This is a genomic window from Escherichia ruysiae (genome assembly GCF_031323975.1).
Lineage (GTDB): Bacteria > Pseudomonadota > Gammaproteobacteria > Enterobacterales > Enterobacteriaceae > Escherichia > Escherichia ruysiae.
Map to the genome: position 1 here is coordinate 3,619,208 of NZ_JAVIWS010000001.1, position 16,654 is coordinate 3,635,861.

The window sequence follows — 16,654 nt, forward strand, 5'->3', positions numbered from 1 at the left end:
AGGCGTTCACGCCGCATCCGGCGTTCGGTGCAAGATGCCTGATGCGACGCTGGCGCGTCTTATCAGGCCTACGAATTCGCGCATATTTTTATGTTCACGCCGTATCCGGCAAAACAACGGGCACGCTGCCAAAATCTGAATTAACAGGAAGAAACAATGAGTTATGAAATTGCCGCAACGGGGCTGAATGCCGTTAACGAACAGCTCGACGGGATCAGTAACAACATCGCTAACGCCGGAACGGTGGGCTATAAGTCGATGACCACCCAGTTTTCAGCGATGTATGCCGGAAGTCAGGCGATGGGCGTCAGCGTGGCAGGCACGGCGCAAAGTATTTCCCGTGGCGGCTCGCTGGTATCCACCGGCAACGCGCTGGATCTGGCGATTAACAACGATGGTTTTTTTGTTACCTGCGACAGCGCGGGCAACATTTCTTATACCCGTGCCGGTTCGTTTGAAACCGACAAAAACGGTTATATCGTAAACGCGTCGGGCGCTTATTTGCAGGGCTATCCGGTCGATGACAGCGGCACCCTGCAAACCGGCACGGTGACGGATATCCAGATCAAAACCGGCAATATCCCGGCGCAGGCCAGCAGCAGCCTGACCTTTACCGCCAACTTCAACGCCAGCGATGCGGCTATCGACCGCACCACCGTACCGTTCGACCCGGCCAACAGTAGCTCGTACACCGACAGCTACACCACCACGGTGTACGACTCATTAGGTAACGAACACTCGGTATGCCAGTATTTCACCAAAACCAGCGATAACACCTGGGAAGTGCAGTACACCTTCGACGGTCAGCAGCAGACCGGCGTTCCGGCGACGACATTAACCTTCGACCCGAACACCGGGAAGCTGACTTCACCAACCACGCCGCAGACCATTGAGTTTCAGACCGACGCCGCCGCACCCATCGATTTAACCGTCGATTACTCCACCTGTACGCAATACGGCTCGGACTTCTCGGTCACCACCAACTCCGCCAACGGCTACGCCTCTGCAACGCAAAACGGTGTGCAGGTCGATGATGATGGCAAAGTTTACGCCACCTACAGCAACGGCGAGCGCATGTTGCAGGGGCAGGTGGTGCTGGCGACCTTCCCGAATGAAAACGGCCTCGAAGCGGTGAGCGGCACCGCGTGGGTACAAACGGGGGAATCCGGCACTCCGCTGATTGGCGTTCCCGGCTCCGGCACCTGCGGCACGCTCACGTCCGGCGTGCTTGAAAGCTCTAACGTCGATATCACCAGCGAACTGGTCAACCTGATGACCGCCCAGCGTAACTATCAGGCCAACACCAAAGTGATCGCCACCAGTACACAGCTCGATGACGCGCTGTTCCAGGCAATGTAATGGATCGCCTGATTTATACCGCCCTGAGCGGGGCTTCTCAGACGTTGTACGAGCAGCAAATTAGCGCCAACAACCTTGCGAACGTCAACACCAACGGTTTTCGTGCCGATATGGCGATGGCGACCAACGACAAGGTGAAAGGCGGTGGCTTCGACACGCGCTATATGGCGCAGGAAGGAGCCAGCGGCGTGAACGACAGCACGGGCGTGGCGGAGAAAACCGAGCGCCCGCTGGACGTGGCGATTCAGGGCGCGGGTTACATTGCAGTGCAGGATAAAAACGGCAACGAAGTCTATACCCGCAACGGCAACATTCAGCAGGACGATCAGGGGCAACTGACCATCAATGGCAATCTGGTGTTGGGGGATAACGGGCCGATCATTCTGCCGCCGAACGCGATTGCCTCGTTTGGCAGCGACGGCACGCTCTCGGTGACGCCCGATGACGGTGACGTGACCGCGACGATGGATATCGACCGCCTGAAGCTGGTGGATATTCCGGTCGCTAACCTGGCGAAAAACGGCGAAGGGATGCTGGTAACTGCCGACGGAGTTCCGGCTCAACGCGATGAAAACATCAAAGTCAGCGGCGGTTTTCTGGAGGGCAGTAACGTCTCGGCGGTGAGTGAGATGATGTCGTCCATCGCCATGAATCGTCAGTTCGAAGCGCAGATCAAGATGATGAAAACCGCCGAAGATATCAGCGACGCGGGCAACCGCTTATTGCGCGGCTCGTAACCGTACATCGTAGGCCGGATAAGGCGTTCACGCCGCATCCGGCAATCGGCGGCAAAAAACAACACGGAATTTACCACCATGAACGCAGCACTATGGATTAGCAAAACCGGCCTCTCGGCGCAGGATGCTGAAATGAGCGCGATTGCCAACAACATCGCCAACGTTAACACCACCGGCTTCAAGCGCGACCGGGTGATGTTTCAGGATCTGTTCTACCAGACCCAGGAAGCGCCGGGCGCTATGCTTGACCAGAACAACATCATGCCGACCGGGCTGCAATTTGGCAGCGGCGTGCGCATTGTCGGCACCCAGAAAACCTTCACCGAAGGCAACGTCGAAACCACCGACAACGCGATGAATGTCGCCATTATGGGGCAGGGGTTTTTACAGGTGCAAAAGGCTAATGGCGATATCGCCTATACCCGCGACGGCAATTTGCAGGTGAACGCCGACGGTGTGCTGACCAACTCGCAGGGCTTGCCGTTGCAGCCTGAAATCGACGTTCCGGCGGGGGCGACCAACGTTGCGTTTGGTGAGGATGGCACGGTGACGGCGATCTTACCCGGCGACAGCGATGTGACCGAGTTAGGGCAACTGACGCTGGTCAACTTCGCTAATCCGGCAGGGCTTTCCGCCGAGGGTGACAACCTCTATCTGGAAACTGCCGCCAGCGGTCAGCCGACCGAAGGTGTGCCGGGCGAAGATGGGCTGGGCACCTTGCAGGACAACGCGCTGGAAGGCTCGAACGTGGATATCGTCAACGAAATGGTGGCGATGATTACGGTGCAACGCGCTTATGAGATGAACGCCAAAATGGTGTCGGCTGCGGACGATATGTTGCAGTACATCAGCCAGACGCTGTAAGGGAGTGAGGGCGGTGCGGTCTGATGCCCTCACCCCGGCCCTCTCCCACAGGGAGAGGGAGCAGACTGGCGCCGTATTCAACATCGCACTCGATCAGTCCCCTCGCCCCTTTGGGGAGAGGGTTAGGGTGAGGGGAACAAACAACTCCACACCCACCAAACAACCGGCCACCCCCGTGGCCTGCAACACTAAACAGGCAGAACGTGAAAAATTATCTCTGGCTGGTGGCGCTGCTTCCCCTGCTTAGCGGGTGTGAATCGCAGGCCATTCTGGTCAAAAAAGACGACGCATACTTTGCGCCACCGAAAACCGAAGCGCCGCCTCCGGCTGACGGGCGTGCCGGAGGCGTGTTTGAAACTGGCTACAACTGGTCGCTCACCGCCGACCGACGAGCTTACCGTGTGGGCGATATCCTGACGGTGATTCTCGAAGAATCGACCCAGTCGAGCAAACAGGCGAAAACCAATTTCGGCAAGAGCAACAGCGTCGATATCACCGCGCCAACGGTGTTCGGTCACACCAAAGATAAGCTTTCCGGCTCCATCGACGCCAACCGCGACTTTGACGGCAGCGCCACCTCCCAGCAGCAGAATAGCCTGCGCGGGGAGATCACCGTTTCCGTCCATGCGGTGCAGCCCAACGGCATCCTGGAAATTCGCGGCGAGAAATGGCTCACCCTTAACCAGGGCGATGAGTACATCCGCTTAAGCGGTCTGGTGCGAGCCGACGATATTCAGAACGACAACTCGGTTTCCTCTCAGCGGATCGCCGATGCCCGCATCTCCTATGCCGGACGCGGCGCGTTAAGCGACGCCAACGCTGCAGGCTGGCTGACGCGGCTGTTTAACCATCCTCTGTTCCCGATTTAATGCCGGAGAGTGCAATGCAAAACTGGATAAAGACGGTGATGATCGCCGTAAGCCTGGTGCTGCCCGGCGTGGCGCTGGCGCAATCGCTGGAGTCGCTGGTCAACGTACAGGGCGTGCGTGAAAACCAACTGGTGGGCTACAGCCTGGTGGTCGGCCTTGACGGCACTGGCGATAAAAACCAGGTCAAATTCACCAACCAGACCATCACCAATATGCTGCGCCAGTTTGGCGTGCAACTGCCGAATAAAATCGACCCGAAGGTGAAAAACGTGGCGGCGGTGGCGGTGAGCGCCACGCTGCCGCCGATGTACTCACGCGGGCAAACCATCGACGTTACCGTCTCGTCGATTGGTGATGCCAAAAGTATTCGCGGCGGCACTTTGCTGCTGACCCAATTGCACGGCGCAGATGGCGAAGTTTACGCGCTGGCGCAGGGTAGCGTGGTGGTGGGCGGGATGAATGCCACCGGGGCCAGCGGCTCAAGCGTAACGGTTAACACGCCGACCGCCGGGTTAATTCCCAACGGCGCGACGGTGGAGCGTGAGATCCCCAGCGATTTTCAGATGGGCGATACCATCACCCTCAACCTGAAACGCCCGTCGTTTAAAGATGCCAACAACATTGCGGCGGCGATCAACGCCTCGTTTGGCGGCATCGCCACCGCGCAGAGTTCCACCAACGTTACCGTGCGTGCCCCCACCAGCCCCGGCGCGCGGGTGGCGTTTATGTCGCAACTGGATGATGTGCAGGTTCAGGCGGAGAAAATCCGCGCCCGCGTGGTGTTTAACTCGCGCACCGGTACGGTGGTGATGGGCGACGGCGTTTCGTTGCATGCGGCGGCGGTGTCGCACGGCAGTCTTACTGTCTCGATTAACGAAACCAGCAACGTCAGCCAGCCGAATGCCTTTGCCGGTGGGCGCACGGCGGTGACGCCGCAGAGCAATATCGCGGTGAATCATGCGCGCCCTGGCGTGGTGAGCTTGCCGGAGTCGAGCAGCCTGAAAACGCTGGTTAATGCCCTGAACAGTTTAGGCGCAACGCCGGACGACATTATGTCGATTTTGCAGGCGCTGCATGAAGCGGGCGCGCTGGATGCCGACCTGGAGGTGATCTGATGAAAATCAACGGTAGCGGCGGGATTGACGGCAGCGATGCGTTAATGGGGCCGAAAGTTCAGGCCAATGATATCAGGCAGGCCGCCGAACAGTTCGAGGCGATTTTTTTACGCAACATGCTCAAAGAGATGCGTAAAACCAACGAATTGTTTGATTCGAAAGATAACCCGTTTAACAGCGATTCGGTGCGCATGATGCAGGGGTTTTATGACGATGAGTTGTGTAACACCCTGGCGCAGCAGCACGGGATCGGGATTGCGGCGATGATTGTGAAGCAGTTGTCGCCGAAGCATAGGTGAGGGGAGGTACGCGCTTTGCCCCTCACCCTAACCCTCTCCCCGAAGGGGCGAGGGGATCGATCGAGCGCGGAGGTGAATATGGCGCAGGTTTTCCCGCTATTCCAAAAGTGGCGAGGGGATCGATCGAGCGCGGAGGTGAATATGGCGCAGGTTTTCCCGCTATTCCAAAAGTGGCGAGGGAACCGATCGAGCGCGGTATTGAACAGGGCGCTGGTTTTCTCCCTCTCCCTGTGGGAGAGGGGCGGGGTGAGGGCATCAGCGCGCACCATTACCCACTTAAGAATCGACAACTTCACGCCGCTTTTAACCGGCACGATTTACCGGTAAGGATCCAACATGGACATGATTAACATCGGCTACAGCGGCGCCTCAACCGCGCAGGTGGAGCTGAACGTCACGGCGCAAAACACCGCTAATGCCATGACCACAGGCTACACCCGCCAGGTGGCGGAAATCAGCACCATCGGTGCCAGCGGCGGTTCGCCGAACAGCGCCGGTAACGGCGTGCAGGTCGACAGCATTCGCCGCGTCTCCAACCAGTATCAGGTGAATCAGGTGTGGTATGCCGCCAGCGATTACGGCTATTACAGCACCCAGCAGGGGTATCTTAGCCAACTGGAAGCCGTACTGAGCGACGATAACAGCAGCCTGAGCGGCGGCTTCGATAACTTCTTCGCCGCCCTTAACGAAGCGACCACCAGCCCCGATGATTCCGCCCTGCGCGAGCAGGTGATCAGCGAAGCCGGGGCGCTGTCGCTGCGTATCGACAACACGCTGGATTACATCGACTCGCAAAGCACGGAAATCATCAGCCAGCAGCAGGCGATGGTGTCGCAAATCAATACGCTCACCAGCGGCATCGCCAGCTATAACCAGCAAATCGCCCAGGCCGAAGCCAACGGTGATAACGCCTCCGCGCTGTACGATGCCCGCGATCAAATGGTGGAAGAACTCAGCGGAATGATGGATGTGCAGGTCAATATCGACGACCAGGGCAACTACAACGTCACGCTGAAAAACGGTCAGCCGTTGGTGAGTGGGCAGCAAAGTTCGACCATCGCGCTGGAAACCAACGCCGACGGCACGCCGACCATGTCGCTGACCTTTGCCGGAACTACCTCGACGATGACCACCGATACCGGCGGTTCATTAGGCGCGCTGTTTGATTATCAAAACGACGTGCTGACGCCGCTGACCGACACCATCAACAGCATCGCCTCGCAGTTTGCCGATGCGGTCAACAACCAACTGGCGCAGGGATACGATCTCAACGGCAACCCCGGTGAGCCGCTGTTTATTTACGACGCCAGCAATGCCGATGGCCCGCTGACCGTCAACCCGGATATCACTGCCGATGAGCTGGCGTTCTCCAGTTCACCGGACGAAAGCGGTAACAGCGACAACCTCCAGGCGCTGATCAACATCTCCACCGAACCGCTGGAGATCGACAACCTTGGCAGCGTGACGGTCGGGCAGGCCTGCTCGTCGATTATCAGCAATATCGGCATCTACAGTCAGCAAAACCAGACCGAAGTGACCGCCGCGTCCAATGTCTATTCTGAGGCGCAAAACCAGCAGAGCAGCGTTAGCGGTGTCAGCATGGACGAAGAAGCGGTGAACCTGATCACCTATCAACAAATTTATGAAGCCAATCTGAAAGTCATTTCCGCCGGCGCCGAGATTTTCGATTCGGTACTGGAAATGTGCAGCTAAGCGGGAGCGCGAGAATGCGAGTAACCACCCAACAAACCTACGTCTCGATGACGCAAAGTTTTAATAATCTCTCCGGCGATCTGGCGCACGTGGTCGAGCAGATGGCAACCGGCAAGCAGATTTTGCAGCCGTCGGACGACCCAATCGCCGCCACGCGCATTACCCAGTTGAACCGCCAGCAGTCGGCGATTGAGCAGTATCAGAGCAATATCGACTCCGCGTCGGCGGGGTTAAGTCAGCAGGAGTCGATTCTTGATGGCGTCAACAACAGCCTGCTGGCTGTGCGCGACGACCTGCTGGAAGCGGCGAACGGCACCAATACCGCCGATTCGCTCGCAAGCCTGGGCCAGGATATTGAGTCGCTCACCGAATCGATGGTCGCGGCGCTGAACTATCAGGATGAAGACGGGCACTACGTGTTTGGCGGCACCATCAACGATCAGCCGCCGATCGTGGCGGTGGATGATGACGGCGACGGCATGACCGACAGCTATAGCTATCAGGGTAACAGCGACCACCGCCAGACCACCGTGTCGAACGGCGTGGAAGTGGATACCAACGTGGCGGCGAGCGATTTCTTCGGCAGCAATTTAGACGTGCTCAACACGCTGAATTCCCTGTCGCAGGAGCTGCAAAACCCGGACGTTGACCCGGCGGATCCGCAGGTGCAAAGCGATATTCAGAACGCCGTTGATGTGGTGGACACCGCCTCGGACAACCTCAACGCATCAATTGCTTCGCTTGGCGAAACGCAAAACACCATGTCGATGCTGAGCGATGCGCAGACGGATATCTCCACCTCCAACGATCAGTTGATTGGCTCTTTACAGGATCTCGATTACGGCCCGGCGTCGATCACCTTTACCGGACTGGAAGTGGCAATGGAAGCTACCCTCAAGACTTACTCGAAAGTGAGTGAGTTGAATTTGTTCAGCGTTCTCTAACTCTTTCAGGAACAGTATGCAGGTCGGACTTACATCTTCATCACTCGCCACCGGTGGGGCGCATAGCTCTGCGGTATCGTCGTCAACCGTTGCGCCCACTCAGGCGGTGCGGCAAAAACTCCCGGCGACGGCGAGTGAATATCCGGCCTCGCCGCTGATTACCACTCGCCCGCAGCGTTACAGCGTGCAGCTTAACGATCAGCTCACCACCTTGCAGCAGGCGGATCACTATTTCGGGCAGCTGGAGCAGCAGTTGCTCGATTATCGTCATAGCCAGCGCAAAGGCGGGCAGGCGCAGAGCTCGGTGCTCATGCAGATGCTGGACAAACGCGCCGCGCTTTCCGGCGGTGCGGTGAACCGCCAGTTGCAGCCGGTGTTGCAGGGCGAAGCGCGGGTAACCTTTCACTCGCCGGATCTGGTGAATCTGGTGCACAACCCTACGCCGGGAACGCGGATGTTCAGCGTTTCTGACGGGCGTCAGACCCAGCTTGCAGCGGTGATGTTATCTGATGATGATAGCGCCGGGCAGTATCAGACACGGCTGACCAACGCGCTGCGCCGCGTGGGGGTGCAGATGCATCAACACGCCGATGGCATCAGTTTCTCCACGTCAGAAAAACAGTGGCCCCATATCGAAAGCACCTTAAGCGTGCGCGCCGATGGCGATAAGTCGACGTTTACGCCGCTAAAAACGTTTGCCGAGCCGTCGCAGGTCGACCGTTTAGTACAAAGTTTGCAACAGGGCGGGGCGGGGATTTCTCAGACGTTAGAAAGTATTAGTCAGCAACGTGCGCAAATGGCGGTGCAGCAGGAGAAGGCGCGGCAGTTGATCGACAGCATGTCCCGCTTCCCGGATGCGGAGAATGCGGTGCAGGCATCGGAAAACCTCGGCGGGGTGCTGGACAGCGCCAATCATAATTATCAGGTGTTATTACAGGCGGTGAACGGTCAGGCACGGATTTCCAGCCAGACGGTGAGGAATTTATTGGGCTAATTATATGAATGCCGGATAAGAAAACGTCGCATCCGGCATATGTTGGCGCGCATCAGCATTTCTGCACAGTATTTAACAACTTCTCTAAGTTCTGATACATCGCGCTACTAATATCGCTATTCTGCCAGCTTTCCACATTAAAGGTTAATTGCCAGCTACCGTTGCACTGGTTACGCAGAACGATATCACTCTCCAGTCGGTTACGAACATATTTATAATAGGTTGTCATGATCATATTGTGCGCTGACAATAAATTATCGAGTTTGTCTTTTCCTGGTGCGAGAGTTTGTGACAGTAATGGTAAGGAATTATTTTCTTTTCCAGAGCTAAGATGAAATATTTTTATTCTTGGACTGTTAATTGATTCTTTTACCAGTTGCGGGACATCAGGTGTACTTTTTAAGTGTGGATAACCCACGGTCGAGCCAACGAATATAACAGCAGCGGTTAATGCCAGCCCCATCATTCCTTTATGTTTTTTTCTAACAGGCACAGGCGGTGTTGTCGAAGATATCTCTTCTGGCACAGTTTCCTGTACCTGATTGGTAATAATCAGCGCCTCCGCAGGCGATGATTCCGGAAAAGCTACATACTCTTTATTGCACAAGTAACCTTTTTTCGGAATGGTTTTAATAATGTTCTGTTGTTTACCATCATCGTCAATGGCAACACGCAAGGCGTGGATCGCCGTCGGCAAGCTGTTACCGCCGACAATGCGATTTTTCCACACCTCGGCACATAAATAAGATCGCGATAAAACTGTCTCGGCATTTTTTGCTAATGTTTCCAGCAAAATAAAATGGTATTCGCCAAGACGACGTGTTTCACCCGTTTCACAATGAATTAAGGCATTAAGCGACGGGTCCATCCGCCAGTTATTGATAATAATACTCATGGTTGAGTTTACCTTAGCAAGGGATAAATGTTTCCTGATAGTCCGCTGCATTAAGCAGAGTCTTATACATCCTTGAGAAGATGGTTTTACCGCGTAATAATTAATATTTAATGGTAATAGGATTATTCTTAATCTCTATATGGCGTGAGAATGTAACGAAATGGATGGCGAGTCACAATAGTAAAATGTGTGTTATTTGCAACGCAATGTAAATTTTGGCATCAGTTCGTTGGGTAATAATCAATTTTTCTGATAGTAATCTGAATGATAACAAGCATTTGAGGCTGACATTTTTTGTCACCTGGCCATGTGGCATATATTGCTAATAATCTTTTTATCTGAATTTGATTCTGTTTTTTTTAGCTAAAAGTGGCATCCGATAAAAGAGACGGAAAAATTTTTAATAGTCATTTTAAGTTTGCTCGTGGGGTGTCGTTTTTACAGGGTATCGAAACGAACACGATTAATCCCAAGGAGCAGTATCATGTTATCTATGAATACCAATAACGCATCAATGGCCGCCGTTAACGCAATCAGCAAAAGTAGCGCGTCTCTTTCTACTTCTATGGAACGCCTTGCGACTGGTAACCGTATTAACTCTTCAGCAGATGATGCGGCGGGCAAACAGATTGCTAACCGTTTAACTGCACAGTCCAGCGGTATGGGCGTGGCGCTGAGCAACATTAACGATGCCACCGCGATGCTGCAAACGGCCGACAGCATGTTCGACGAAATGTCTGATGTACTGGGGCGTATGAAAGACCTCTCCACTCAGGCAGCGAACGGCACCTACAGCGACGACGACCTGCAGGCGATGCAGGACGAATACGACGAACTGGGTCAGCAGATGTCTGACATGCTGCAAAACACCACCTACGGCGGCACCAACCTGTTCGGTGTTTCCGGCACCAGCAACACCGGTACTGACGGCTTGTTCCAGAGCGCGGTAACTTTCCAGGTGGGCGCGGAATCTTCTGACACCATGACCGTGAATATTTCAAGCCAACTGAATACGCTGGTGACAGACCTTTCTGCGATCAGCAACTCCTTTAGCGCGGATCAGGCAGACACCACGGGCACAGCAGGCGTTTCTGGCGGTACTGAACTGACCGCGTCTGGCTCGGCTAACCAGATGATCACCAGCATTTCTACCGCGATGGATGATGTTTCTCAGATCCAGTCCAAGCTGGGTGCGTCTATCAACCGTCTGAACGATACCGCCAACAACCTGACCAGTATGCAGGACAACACCGAAGTCGCTATCGGTAACATCATGGATACCGACTACGCGACGGAAGCGTCCAACATGACCAAACAGCAGGTGTTGATGCAGACCGGCATTACCATGCTGAAACAGTCCAACAGCATGTCCAGCATGGTTTCTAGCCTGCTGCAGTAAGTTCGGATTGTCCTCTTGACCTTTTGGGGAGAGGGTTAGAGTGAGGGGCTGTGCGGGCTTTGACCCTCACCCCGGCCCTCTCCCTGGAAGGGCGAGGGGGAAAAAAGACACCGCCTGCGGGCGGTGTTGTCCTTTCTGCGGCAGGCACTCTTCCGCCAGACCGGAAACGGCCTTTCCGCCTGTTTTTCAATTTATTGATTATTCACATAAAAATTATTGGCACGCCTTTTGCCAATAACCAGACATCGTTACCCGGAGTCATCAATGATTAACCCAAGAACCATTGCGCAAGAAATCGCTTATGCCGATGTCGCCACTCAGGCGACAAATTTGCAGGAGAAGCAGAGTGAGCTGGATGCTGAAAGCAGCGGCCTGGACTCGCTCAGCTCGGCGTTGAGCGATTTCCAGAGCGCCGTTGACGCGCTGAACAGCGATACCGACGGCCCGGTGACTTTTGCCGCTTCCAGCAATAATGACTCGGCGACCGTTTCCGCTAACTCGCAGGCGCAGGCGGGGAGCTACTCATTTTTCGTTGAGCAACTGGCGCAGGGGCAGCAGACCACTTTCAGTATGGGCGACGACGCCTTTTCCGCCACCGGCACCTTCGAAATGACGATGGGCGACAGCACCATGGATATCGATCTGGCGGCGGCGGATCAGAACGGTGACGGCGACGGTTTTATCGACGCCAGCGAACTGGTGAATGCGATTAACGACTCCGATGATAATCCAGGCGTTTCGGCGGCGTTGGTGAAAACCGACGGCACCACCACCATCATGCTGACATCAGACAGCACCGGAGTAGACAGTGCGTTTTCGTTCAGCGTAACGGGGCATGATGCCACGAACGACAGCGCCAGCGCGCCCGTTCCCACGGATGTTTCCACGGCTCAGGACGCGATTATTCATCTTGGTAGCGCCACAGGGCCGGCCATCACCAACAGCAGCAACACCTTTGATGATGTGATCCCCGGCGTCACCATGACTTTCACCGAAGTCAGCGATTCTGACAGCGATCTCACCACTTTTAACATCAGCGAAGATTCCAGCGCCAGCCAGGAGAAAGTACAGACCTTCGTTGATGCCTATAACTCGCTGATTGATACGGTTGATTCACTGACCACCCACGGTGATGACAGTAGCAGCGCCGGGGTGTTTGCGGGCGACGCCGGACTAAGTTCACTGGCGAACCAGCTCGATGACATCGCCCATGCCAGCTACAACGGCGTGTCGATTGTTGACTATGGCATCACCCTCGATTCTCACGGTCATTTGCAGATCGACTCTGACCAGTTCAACGACGAAATGGCGAAAAATCCCGACGGTCTGACCTCTATTTTCGTCGGCGATAACAGCATGGTGGCGAAGATGGATGACCTGATCGACACCTATACGGACTCCAGCAACGGCATCATTACCCTGCGTCAGCAGAACATTGACGATCAGATGAGCAAAATTCAGGACGAAGGCGACCAGCTTACTGACACCTATAACGCTAACTACGATCGCTATCTTGAGGAGTACACCAACACGCTGGTCGAGGTGTACACCATGAAAGCCAGCATGGCGGCATTCGCGTAATTAACAAGGAATATCCCTAAAGATGTACGAAGTACAGGACGGCTATTCGCAATATAAAGAGGTTGACCTTGCGGCTCGCACGGCAGCGGCGTCACCTCTGGAACTGGTACTGGTGCTGTTTTCCGGCCTGATGGATGAGCTGGAACGCGCCAAAAGCCATATCGCGGCGAAGCGATTCGAAAAGAAAGCTCAGAGCATCAACAAATGCATCGACATTCTCAACGCGCTCACTAGCTCGCTGGAGTTTGAAACCGGCGGCGAGCTGGTGGTGAATCTTTCGCGTCTCTATGACCATTGCGTCTGGCGTTTATATGAAGCCAGCGGTGAATTGTCGGCGGAAAAAATCGATGAAGTGATGCTCATCTTAAGCAACCTGCGTGAAGGCTGGGAAGGGCTTTCGGGCAAGCTGGGTTAAGACGATGGAAAAACAACGCAGGCAACTTTTCGCGCTGGTTGAGGCGATGAATGAGGCGCTGGATAAACAACGCTGGCGACGCCTTCCGGCGCTGCATCAGCAGTTGATGCGCCAGTTTCACGACTACGCGGTGGCAGAAACCGATGCGGCACAGTTGGATGCGGTGAAGGCGCAACTGTACGGCGCGTTTAATGCCCTGATTAAACGGCGCGAGCAGCGCGCAGATGTGTTAAAGGCGCGCATGGAACAGCATCAGCGGCATCAGGAAGGCGTACTGGCCTACTCAATTGTTAATTTATTCTCGGAGAAGTCATGAATCCGGCATTGCTTGCCACGCTCGGAACGCTTGCAGAAACGGCATCGCTGAAAACGGACATCTTACCGCCGGTGAGCGGGGAAAACGCGCCTGCGTTTACGCTGCCGAAAATGGCCGTCGCGGCGGTGGCAGAGCGTGTGCATAGTGCTAAACCCCCCCAACAGCAGGCGACGCGTGCGCAGGAGAACGATCCGGCGGCGATGCAGGCCTTGATGGCGCTGTTACTGCCACAATCTGCCGCGCCTCAAGCGCAACAGGCAGCCGTGCAGCCGTCGCTGACGGTGGCTGCATCGCCGGTGATGCAGCATCTGGCTAAGGCGATCGTACAACATGCGTCGCAGCAAACTCTTGCGCCAACAACGCAGGAACTGCCGCCACAGTTGCAGGAGGCTCTCGCCCAGTTGCCGCAGGCAAAACCCGAACAGCAGGCCAGACTGGCGACTTACGCCAGCGAAGATTTACGCGCCATTGCACCCTCGCAGCCACGCGTATCAACACAGCCCGCTCGCCAGAAACCTGAGACAAACCGCGTGACTGTGCGCCCGCAGGTCGAGCGTAAAGCAGAAAAAGTACCGGACAGCGAGCCGGTGATGCCGCGCGCGGTGTTGCAGGTTAAAACGCCGGAGCTGGTCAGCGATCCTCATGAGATCGCCGCCAGACCTGCCACGCTCTCGATGGATGAACTGGGCGAAAAACTGACAACCTTGCTGAAAGATCAGATCCACTTTCAGCTCAATAAACAGCAGCAGATCTCCACCATCCGCCTTGATCCGCCGTCGCTTGGCAAACTCGAGATTGCCGTACAGCTCGACAACGGCAAACTGACGGTGCACATCGGTGCGAACCAAAGTGAGGTCTGCCGCGCGTTACAGCAGTTTAGCGACGATCTTCGACAACATCTGACGGCGCAAAATTTTATGGAGGTGAACGTACAGGTCTCCTCCGAAGGGCAGTCGCAGCAGCAACAACAGTCGGGCCATCAGCAGGAGGAGGTGAGTGCAGCCTTACTTCTCGACGATGCGCCTCAATTTCAACAGAACGAATCCGTTTTGATCAAAGTGTAAAGGCAATATGAAGAAAATCGTGGTGGCGGGCGTGGTCAGCGCCGTTCTGGCGCTGGTGGTCGGTGCCGGGGCTGGATGGGGAGTCTGGCATCATTATGCCGGAAAAGGAAAACCGATTGCCGTTGCGCGGGCGGAATCGGTGGAAACGATGGATGAAAGCAAAAGCGTATTTGTGACCTTGCCGGAAACCATTGTCACGCTGCATGACAATAACGGCGCTGACCATTATTTGTCGGCAGAATTAGTGATGGTGGTCGCCAGTGACAAAGAAGCGGAAAAAATAAAACATCAGGAGCCGCTGTATCAAAGTATTGCGGTTGAATGCCTGACGGAAATGAAATTTGAAGATTTGCGCGGCATGAAAATATCTGCCATCCGCAAACTGATTTCTGACGCGTTAAAGAAAGATCTGCAGCGTCGCAAAATGAGCGCACCGTATAAGGATTTGCTGGTGAAAAAAGTGGTCTTCCAGTAATCACCAGGCGGATATAAACATGCTACAGGACGTATTCGAGTCAGAAGAATTTGCTGCCGCGCCGGTATTAACCCCGCAGCAGGAGAGTCATTATTTGCAGGCCTATTTACCACTGGTGCGTAAAGTGGTGCGGCAACTTGCTCCGCAGTGTAACGGCATTATTGACCGTCAGGATATGGAGCAGACGGCGTTAATGGGGTTGCTTAACGCCATTCGCCGATACGGGCTGCCGGATGAAGGTTTTGCAGGTTACGCCGTGCACCGTATTCGCGGTGCGATCCTTGATGAGCTGCGCGCACTCGACTGGCGACCGCGCCAGCTGCGGCAGAAATATCACCAGATGAAAGACCTGATTCGTGAAACGCGGAAAAAACTGGGGCACGAACCGGAGTGGTCAGAACTGGCCGGGGAAGGGATCTCGCATGAAGACTACCTCGAATATCAGCAACTGGAAGGGGCGGAAACCCTCGCCAGTCTTGATGAGTTGCTCAACGGAGAAGGTTCAGGCATTCCGCTTGCGGGCAGAGAACTGGAAGAGCAGTTTGTCACCCAGAAAATGCTGCAATACGCGCTGGCGCAATTAAGTGAAAAAGAGCAACTGATCCTTTCAATGTATTACCAGCATGAGATGAATCTAAAAGAGATTGCGCTGGTATTAGGGCTGACTGAAGCCAGAATTTGTCAACTGAATAAACAGATCGCACAGAAAATTCGTGATTGTGTCTGTCCGAATTAATGTGAAGAGGAAATCATGCAAAAGATTTTAGGCTTGTTGGTGGTGCTCGGCTGCGTATTTGGCGGCTATTTTGAAGCAGGCGGGCAATTAGTGGCTATCTGGCAACCGGCGGAAATGATCATTATTTTAGGCGCCGGTTTCGGGGCGATGATTATTGGTAACCCGAAACATGTGCTGAAAGAGATAGCCCATCAAATTAAAGGTGTGATCAGTAAAAAACAGCTCGGGCCGGAGTTTCAGCGTCAGCTTTTAATGTGCCTGTATGAGTTGCTCGAAATGGTGCAAAACGGCGGTCTGCGGATGCTTGATCAACATATTGAGCAACCGGAAGAGAGCACTATTTTCCAGAAATACCCGCTGGTGCTAACCCAGAAGCGGCTGGTGACTTTTATTGCCGATAACTTTCGCCTGATGGCGATGGGCAAGATTGACGCCCATGAACTGGAAGGCATTCTCGATCAGGAGCTGGACACCGCTGAAGAGTCTCTGTTAACGCCGTCACGCTCGCTGCAACGTACCGCTGAAGCGATGCCGGGATTTGGCATTTGTGCGGCGGTGCTGGGCATTATCATCACCATGCAGTCAATCGATGGCTCTATTGCTCTGATTGGCCTGAAAGTGGCGGCGGCGCTGGTGGGTACGTTTTTAGGCGTGTTTATCTGCTATTGCCTGATGGACCCGCTCGCCAACGCCATGGAACAGCAGGCACGAGCGGAACATTCGCTGCTGGAGTGCGTGCGTACCGTGCTGGTGGCGCAGGCGGGCGGCAAACCGACGCTGCTGGCGGTGGACGCCGGGCGTAAGCTGCTGCATCTGGCGTCCAAACCGACCTTCGCCAATCTCGATGCGTGGGTGAATGCGATGCTGGAGCAAGAATAA

18 protein-coding genes are annotated in these 16,654 nt (G+C 55.0%); 17 read left to right on the top strand and 1 reads right to left on the bottom strand.

Annotated features, from left to right (window positions below):
* Positions 1–156 precede the first annotated feature (156 nt).
* From flgE to RGV86_RS17530, 9 genes are all read left to right on the top strand, one after another.
* Positions 157–1,359, top strand: a complete 1,203-nt coding sequence (gene flgE, locus RGV86_RS17490) for a flagellar hook protein FlgE (protein ID WP_085460390.1) — start codon at positions 157–159, stop codon at positions 1,357–1,359.
* Positions 1,359–2,096: a flagellar basal body rod protein FlgF gene (locus RGV86_RS17495; RefSeq protein WP_137598246.1), complete on the top strand. Its 738-nt coding sequence runs from the start codon at positions 1,359–1,361 to the stop codon at positions 2,094–2,096. Before flgE ends, RGV86_RS17495 begins: the two co-directional genes overlap by 1 nt.
* Before the next feature lie 78 nt (positions 2,097–2,174).
* A complete protein-coding gene (gene flgG / locus RGV86_RS17500) occupies positions 2,175–2,960 on the top strand; it encodes a flagellar basal-body rod protein FlgG (RefSeq protein WP_000990540.1) in 786 nt (261 codons plus the stop codon).
* A gap of 203 nt (positions 2,961–3,163) precedes the next feature.
* Entirely contained in the window at positions 3,164–3,829 is a 666-nt protein-coding gene (gene flgH / locus RGV86_RS17505; RefSeq protein ID WP_085460393.1) for a flagellar basal body L-ring protein FlgH, read from the top strand.
* A gap of 14 nt (positions 3,830–3,843) precedes the next feature.
* Positions 3,844–4,944: a flagellar basal body P-ring protein FlgI gene (locus RGV86_RS17510; protein WP_137598245.1), complete on the top strand. Its 1,101-nt coding sequence runs from the start codon at positions 3,844–3,846 to the stop codon at positions 4,942–4,944.
* A complete protein-coding gene (locus tag RGV86_RS17515) occupies positions 4,944–5,243 on the top strand; it encodes a rod-binding protein (RefSeq protein WP_085460395.1) in 300 nt (99 codons plus the stop codon). Before RGV86_RS17510 ends, RGV86_RS17515 begins: the two co-directional genes overlap by 1 nt.
* Before the next feature lie 336 nt (positions 5,244–5,579).
* On the top strand, positions 5,580–6,956 hold the full coding sequence (gene flgK, locus RGV86_RS17520; protein ID WP_085460397.1) for a flagellar hook-associated protein FlgK: 1,377 nt from the start codon (positions 5,580–5,582) through the stop codon (positions 6,954–6,956).
* A 14-nt stretch (positions 6,957–6,970) separates the two neighbouring features.
* On the top strand, positions 6,971–7,900 hold the full coding sequence (gene flgL / locus RGV86_RS17525) for a flagellar hook-associated protein FlgL (protein ID WP_085460398.1): 930 nt from the start codon (positions 6,971–6,973) through the stop codon (positions 7,898–7,900).
* Positions 7,901–7,916: 16 nt separating this feature from the next.
* Positions 7,917–8,894, top strand: a complete 978-nt coding sequence (locus RGV86_RS17530) for a flagellar hook-associated protein (protein ID WP_137598244.1) — start codon at positions 7,917–7,919, stop codon at positions 8,892–8,894.
* Between the two features lie 52 nt (positions 8,895–8,946).
* On the opposite strand, the gene RGV86_RS17535 is transcribed toward RGV86_RS17530, so the two are convergent.
* Positions 8,947–9,789 carry a transcriptional regulator gene (locus tag RGV86_RS17535; protein ID WP_137598243.1) on the bottom strand — a complete coding sequence of 281 codons (843 nt, stop codon included), beginning with the start codon at positions 9,787–9,789 and terminating at the stop codon, positions 8,947–8,949.
* 484 nt (positions 9,790–10,273) lie between these two features.
* On the opposite strand from RGV86_RS17535, the gene lafA reads away from it, so the two are divergent.
* The 8 genes from lafA (at position 10,274) to motA (ending at position 16,654) form a co-directional block, all read left to right on the top strand.
* Positions 10,274–11,188 carry a lateral flagellin LafA gene (gene lafA / locus RGV86_RS17540; protein ID WP_105280664.1) on the top strand — a complete coding sequence of 305 codons (915 nt, stop codon included), beginning with the start codon at positions 10,274–10,276 and terminating at the stop codon, positions 11,186–11,188.
* 264 nt (positions 11,189–11,452) lie between these two features.
* Positions 11,453–12,769: a flagellar filament capping protein FliD gene (gene fliD / locus RGV86_RS17545; RefSeq protein ID WP_085460401.1), complete on the top strand. Its 1,317-nt coding sequence runs from the start codon at positions 11,453–11,455 to the stop codon at positions 12,767–12,769.
* A gap of 22 nt (positions 12,770–12,791) precedes the next feature.
* Complete coding sequence (gene fliS, locus RGV86_RS17550; RefSeq protein ID WP_085460402.1) at positions 12,792–13,184, top strand: flagellar export chaperone FliS; 393 nt, start codon at positions 12,792–12,794, stop codon at positions 13,182–13,184.
* 4 nt (positions 13,185–13,188) lie between these two features.
* Positions 13,189–13,500: a flagellar protein FliT gene (locus RGV86_RS17555; RefSeq protein ID WP_085460403.1), complete on the top strand. Its 312-nt coding sequence runs from the start codon at positions 13,189–13,191 to the stop codon at positions 13,498–13,500.
* Positions 13,497–14,564: a flagellar hook-length control protein FliK gene (locus RGV86_RS17560; protein WP_085460404.1), complete on the top strand. Its 1,068-nt coding sequence runs from the start codon at positions 13,497–13,499 to the stop codon at positions 14,562–14,564. Before RGV86_RS17555 ends, RGV86_RS17560 begins: the two co-directional genes overlap by 4 nt.
* Positions 14,565–14,571: 7 nt before the next feature.
* Positions 14,572–15,039 carry a flagellar basal body-associated FliL family protein gene (locus tag RGV86_RS17565; protein WP_085460405.1) on the top strand — a complete coding sequence of 156 codons (468 nt, stop codon included), beginning with the start codon at positions 14,572–14,574 and terminating at the stop codon, positions 15,037–15,039.
* 19 nt (positions 15,040–15,058) lie between these two features.
* Positions 15,059–15,775: a FliA/WhiG family RNA polymerase sigma factor gene (locus RGV86_RS17570; RefSeq protein ID WP_085460406.1), complete on the top strand. Its 717-nt coding sequence runs from the start codon at positions 15,059–15,061 to the stop codon at positions 15,773–15,775.
* A gap of 15 nt (positions 15,776–15,790) precedes the next feature.
* The gene (gene motA, locus RGV86_RS17575) at positions 15,791–16,654 is read left to right on the top strand and encodes a flagellar motor stator protein MotA (protein ID WP_001169518.1); all 864 of its coding nucleotides are present in this window, start codon (positions 15,791–15,793) and stop codon (positions 16,652–16,654) included.

Bases quoted from the DNA above. Each gene is read 5' to 3' on its own strand.
- RGV86_RS17510 (WP_137598245.1), top strand. From the start codon at position 3,844: ATGCAAAACTGGATAAAGACGGTGATGATCGCCGTAAGCCTGGTGCTG.
- motA (WP_001169518.1), top strand. From the start codon at position 15,791: ATGCAAAAGATTTTAGGCTTGTTGGTGGTGCTCGGCTGCGTATTTGGC.
- lafA (WP_105280664.1), top strand. From the start codon at position 10,274: ATGTTATCTATGAATACCAATAACGCATCAATGGCCGCCGTTAACGCA.
- RGV86_RS17570 (WP_085460406.1), top strand. From the start codon at position 15,059: ATGCTACAGGACGTATTCGAGTCAGAAGAATTTGCTGCCGCGCCGGTA.
- RGV86_RS17530 (WP_137598244.1), top strand. From the start codon at position 7,917: ATGCAGGTCGGACTTACATCTTCATCACTCGCCACCGGTGGGGCGCAT.
- fliS (WP_085460402.1), top strand. From the start codon at position 12,792: ATGTACGAAGTACAGGACGGCTATTCGCAATATAAAGAGGTTGACCTT.
- flgK (WP_085460397.1), top strand. From the start codon at position 5,580: ATGGACATGATTAACATCGGCTACAGCGGCGCCTCAACCGCGCAGGTG.
- flgE (WP_085460390.1), top strand. From the start codon at position 157: ATGAGTTATGAAATTGCCGCAACGGGGCTGAATGCCGTTAACGAACAG.
- RGV86_RS17495 (WP_137598246.1), top strand. From the start codon at position 1,359: ATGGATCGCCTGATTTATACCGCCCTGAGCGGGGCTTCTCAGACGTTG.
- flgG (WP_000990540.1), top strand. From the start codon at position 2,175: ATGAACGCAGCACTATGGATTAGCAAAACCGGCCTCTCGGCGCAGGAT.
- RGV86_RS17560 (WP_085460404.1), top strand. From the start codon at position 13,497: ATGAATCCGGCATTGCTTGCCACGCTCGGAACGCTTGCAGAAACGGCA.
- fliD (WP_085460401.1), top strand. From the start codon at position 11,453: ATGATTAACCCAAGAACCATTGCGCAAGAAATCGCTTATGCCGATGTC.
- flgL (WP_085460398.1), top strand. From the start codon at position 6,971: ATGCGAGTAACCACCCAACAAACCTACGTCTCGATGACGCAAAGTTTT.
- RGV86_RS17515 (WP_085460395.1), top strand. From the start codon at position 4,944: ATGAAAATCAACGGTAGCGGCGGGATTGACGGCAGCGATGCGTTAATG.
- RGV86_RS17555 (WP_085460403.1), top strand. From the start codon at position 13,189: ATGGAAAAACAACGCAGGCAACTTTTCGCGCTGGTTGAGGCGATGAAT.
- RGV86_RS17535 (WP_137598243.1), bottom strand. From the start codon at position 9,789: ATGAGTATTATTATCAATAACTGGCGGATGGACCCGTCGCTTAATGCC.
- RGV86_RS17565 (WP_085460405.1), top strand. From the start codon at position 14,572: ATGAAGAAAATCGTGGTGGCGGGCGTGGTCAGCGCCGTTCTGGCGCTG.